Annotated in this window: 2 protein-coding genes; both read right to left on the bottom strand. The window is 45.6% G+C overall.

Translation table 11 applies throughout. From position 1 onward, the window contains the following. The coding region (locus SPADD19_RS01760) for an HAD-IIB family hydrolase (protein WP_061455048.1) at nt 1-699 on the bottom strand (699 nt) is incomplete at its 3' end. Beyond that, nucleotides 689-4,044: chromosome segregation protein SMC (smc, locus tag SPADD19_RS01755; protein WP_241496397.1), on the bottom strand; the 3,356-nt coding region annotated here is incomplete at its 5' end. The genes smc and SPADD19_RS01760, both read right to left, overlap by 11 nt.

The following is a 4,044-nucleotide window of genomic DNA, read 5'->3' as shown; positions in this document are numbered from 1 at the left end:
ATGGCCCACGACTTGCATCATATGGAGGTCATTTAAGTTATCCCCGAAAGCCATCACCTGATCCATCGAGATCCCTAGTTTATCCGCTAAGGCGGTAATGGCCACTCCCTTATCGACATAATCGAGGACAATATCAATCGATTCAAAACCTGTCGTCATCGCTTTGACACCGGGGATATTCTCAGTGACCCATTGTTCACCTTCAAGTACAAGAGCTGCATCAAAGTTGGTGGTCAATTTGAAAATTTCATCCTGAATATCTGCTAGGCTTTTCACTTTTTGAATGTTTTCATTGTAGTGCTGACTCAAGGCCAGATAGTCGGGATCTACTGTTTCTAAGACATAGCTCCCTTTTTTCCCAGTCAAAAGAAGCTTATTCGGGTCTGCATAAGGTGAGGATTTCAAAGCCTCAAAAACACCCAAATAAAAGTCTTTGGACATGGTCGCTTCGTAGAGATCTTCTCCATGAAATTCTACCACACTACCATTTTCAGCAATGAAAATCATCTGGTCCTCAAATCCTTTAAAGAGAGATTTGAGAGAAAGGAGGGCACGGCCACTTGCAGCAGCAAAATAGATGCCTTTTTCTTTGCAACTTGCTAATACCTTGCGTAAAAGGTCTTGATCATACTGATGTTGGTCATTTAAAAAAGTTCCATCCATATCCGTAGCGATCAATTTAATTTCATTATTCTTCATTTTCTAAGTCTTTCAATTTTACTGAGACGATTTTAGAAACCCCTGATTCTTGCATGGTCACACCATAGATGGAATCTGCAGCCGACATAGTTCCCTTCCGGTGCGTCACGACAATAAACTGGCTTTCCTTATCAAAGCGGTTCAAATAATCCCCAAAGCGCTTAACATTGGCCTCATCTAGGGCTGCCTCTACCTCATCCAAAATGACAAATGGAATAGTCTTGACACGAATAATCGAGAACAAGAGAGCCAAGGCAGACAAGGCCTTTTCTCCACCACTCATGAGGTTTAAGGATTGGATCTTTTTACCAGGTGGCTGCACAGAAATCTCAACACCAGCTGTCAGAAGATCTGGCTCTGTCAGAATCAAATCAGCAGCCCCCCCACCAAACATTTGACGGAAAGTGACTTTAAAGGATTCACGAATGGCTTCAAAAGTTGATTTAAAGCGTTCCTTGACTTCGTCATTCATGTCGTTGATGGTAGACAGAAGCATGTTTTTCGCAGCCAAGACATCCTCACGCTGGCTCGAAAGGAAATCAAAGCGTCCCTTCACCTCGTCATACTGCCCGATCGCATCCACATTGACTGGACCAAGTGCCTTAATATCTTTTTCGATGCTCTTGAGCTGGTTTTCAGCTGCCGCAAGATTTTCAACAGGTTTGGCCTGCTCTTTGGCTTGGTCAAAGCTTTGCATGAATTCATCGGTAATTTGCGTTAAAAGCTTGTTCAAACGATCCGCATGCTTTTCACGCGTCGCTTCAGCCTTGGCTTGTTGACGAATCCACTCTTCGTTTTTCTTGCGAGCTTGTTCCATCTGTTCTGCAACATCTTCGGCCTGGCCTTCCAAATCATCCAGCTCAAAGCGTTTCCGAATGACCCCTTGTTCCAGTTCCGTTTTCTTGGCTTGGGCCTGTGTCAATTGGTTGGCTAGCTGCTCTACATCCACTGTCTGAACTTTGGCCTCGCCTTGTTCAATCAGCAATTGCAACTGATGCTCTTCTACTTCCAACTGGGAGATCGTTTCTTCCAAGCGACGAGCATCTGTTTGCTCATAGCTTTGTTGGCTCTTATACTCGGTCTGTTGAAGTCGCAATTCTGCCAATTGCTCTTGCAGGTTTTGTACTTTTTGTTGCAGAACATCTTTGTCCGACTTCATGGTTTCAATGTCGCGGTTCAAATTTTCTTTTTGAAGCTCAATTTCTGCCAATTTCTCAGTAAGGGACTCCAGCTCTTCTTGGAGAGATTGGGTCGCATCTGTTGCCAATTCTGACTTCAAAGCTTCTAAGAGTTCCTGAATTTCTTTCAGTTGCTCTTGGCTTTGTTGGTAGGCCAATTGGGCCCGCTGTTGTTCCAGACGCGCTTGTTCACCTTGGCTTTGAATGGAGGCCAGGTATTCTTGCGCTTGCTTGAGCAGATTGTCTTTGGTTTCTACTTCCTGCTCAGCTTCTCTCAAACGAGCATCCAGAGCTTGCATTTCCTGCTTCAAACTATCCAATTCTGGTTTGACAAAGACCGTATTTTGGGAACGATTGGCACCACCGGCATATGATCCTCCGGTCCGCAATTCAGTCCCATCCAAGGTCACCATCCGAACTTGATAATTGACTTTACGAGCCGCCTCACGCGCATGCTCCGTCGTGTCAAAGATGGCCGTTACTCCAAGCAGGTTTTGGAAAATCTGTTCAAACCGATGCTCATAGGTCACTAAGTCACTCGCAATTCCTAGAAATCCTGCACTGGCTTGAATCAATTCCAAATTCCGAGGAGATAGTTGACGGGCTTTGATGGTCGTTAGCGGAAGGAAAGTTGCCCGTCCCAAGCGATTGCGTTTCAAGAAGTCAATCGCTCGCGTTGCGGCCTTTTCATCCTCGACAATGATCTGTTGGCTGCTTGCTCCCAGAGCAATTTCAAGCGCCGTCTGGTAGTCTTTTGAGAAATTCAAATTCTCACTAACAGCTCCACAGATGCCTCCTAGACGTTCTGCTTCTTGCAAAACGCTCTTGACGCCTGCATAGAAGTTACTATAGTTCTTCTGAATGGCTTCCAAGCTATTGATCCGCGCCCGCTTATTCTTGCTCTCATCCATCAAGTCAAACATGGCCGCTTGAGCCTCTTGGTAGGCAGCTTTGGCTTGCTCCACTTTTACCAATTGCTCTTGATATTCTACTAGTAAACCTTTGACCCTCGCTTGTGCCTGATCCAACTCTTTCAATTGTCGGACTTCTTTTTCCTTGGCAGTTTCAAAGTTTGTTTGTGCCTTGGTCAAATCCTCTTGACGATGGCTTGATTCTTGCAATAGTGCTTGGATCCGGCTCTCAATAGCTGTCCGCTCATTCGATTTTTCAGCCTCCGTCTGCAAGAGCGCGACATACTGCTCGCGTAGATGCTCAATGACTTGTTCCGGATCTTCTTCGTAGTTGGCTAATTCTTTTTCCAACTCTTCTTGTTGCTGCCGGTTCTCTGTCAGCCTTTGTTGAAGCACAGCTAGCGTCTCTTGTTTTTGAGCCAGCTCTTGTTTCGCTTCTTCCAGACGGGCCAAAACAGCATCCAGCCGCTCAAGATTTTCCCTGCGACTATGGGCTGCTTGACTCGATTGCAACTTAGCTACTTCGATTTGCTTTTCCAAATCACTGATCAATCGAGTGACCTCTAGCAAGCTGGCCTGGTCTTCAGCTAAGCTCTCATCCAACTGATGGCGGGCTTTCTTGATGCGTACATTCTCTTCTTCTAAGACCTGACGACGTTGGTAATAAGAAGCCAACTGTTCTTGAATAGCCTTTTCTTCTTGATCAGCTTTTTCGTAGAGCTCTTTTGTCAGATCGACTTGAGCAACTAAAACATCCAGCAAGAGAACCTGCCGTTCTTGGTCTAATTCCAAGAAACGGCGAGCGACAGTCGCTTGCTTTTCAAGAGGTTGGATCTGTCCTTCTAATTCATAGAGGATATCCTCCAGACGGTCCAAATTTTCCTGGGTTTGATTGAGCTTGGTCTCGGTTTCCTTGCGTCGTGTCTTAAATTTCAAGACACCGGCAGCTTCTTCAAAGATTGCCCGGCGTTCTTCCGGTTTGGAGTTAAAGATCTCCTCTACCCGTCCTTGGGAGATAATAGAGAAGGAATCACGTCCCAATCCCGTATCCATGAACAAATCATGCACATCTCTGAGACGTACTTTCTTGCCGTCGATCTTGTACTCGCTGTCTCCAGAACGATAAATATGCCGTTCGACACGAATTTCTTTACCTGCCTGCTGGATAAAACCATCCTGGTTATCTAAGACAACTGTGACACAGGCATAATTCAGCGGTTTTCGCGATTCTGTCCCTGCAAAGATGACATCGGGCA

The sequence above is a fragment of the Streptococcus parasanguinis genome, from assembly GCF_001578955.1.
GTDB lineage: Bacteria > Bacillota > Bacilli > Lactobacillales > Streptococcaceae > Streptococcus > Streptococcus parasanguinis_U.
This window is presented reverse-complemented; position numbering and strand designations above follow the sequence as displayed.